The sequence below is a fragment of the Methanocalculus natronophilus genome, from assembly GCF_038751955.1.
GTDB lineage: Archaea > Halobacteriota > Methanomicrobia > Methanomicrobiales > Methanocorpusculaceae > Methanocalculus > Methanocalculus natronophilus.
The window spans coordinates 1-587 of the sequence record NZ_JBCEXH010000098.1 but is presented as its reverse complement, the minus strand read 5'-3'; the positions used below and the strand labels follow the sequence as shown (position 1 = coordinate 587).

The 587-nt window shown below is 32.9% G+C and carries 1 protein-coding gene; it reads right to left on the bottom strand.

Annotation, left to right across the window (positions count from 1 at the left end):
- A partial coding sequence (locus ABCO64_RS10665; protein ID WP_343089460.1) for a hypothetical protein occupies positions 1 to 484 on the bottom strand: 484 nt, incomplete at its 3' end.
- Between the last annotated feature and the right edge of the window lie 103 nt (positions 485 to 587).

Sequence of the window (587 nt, the reverse complement as noted above, 5' to 3'; positions counted from 1 at the left end):
ACTCAATACGGTATAAAAGCGTGTTTCTATGAACGTATTGGTTTTTCGCCGCTATGCTTACATTCATGTTTGAAAACGCGAATGCTAAAGCGTTTTGAATATGGGATTGATTAAGCGTGCTCGCGAAAGCTTTTTTAACTAAGGCTTGCTCTTCTTTCCTTTGTTTAATCACGCTTAATAAAAAGGTCTCATAATCATAATACTTAAAAGAAACATTTGTGATATGTTTCTTAAAGAAATCATTAGATAATAAGTGTACTGCGACTTGTGGGATATTGACAACTGAAAAACGCATGTTTAAATCACTGAGTAATAATTCATATAAATGTTCAGGACTTTCGCCTTCTTCTATGAGAGGGTAAGTGATTAAACACGTTTTATGATTAAAGTATGTAACCTTTGAAGCAGGAAAAAATCCTTCAAAGATTTGAATGTAAGGTTTAAGTGATTTCTCTGCGTGAATAAAGGTGTAGTTTGTGTTCATAAAACCCTCTTTTATTTTGCCGTTTTAAAAATCTCTTCTGCCAATAATTCATCAATTTTAACAACGTTTCCTATTGGGCCTAATTCTAAACTTTGTTTGGCCA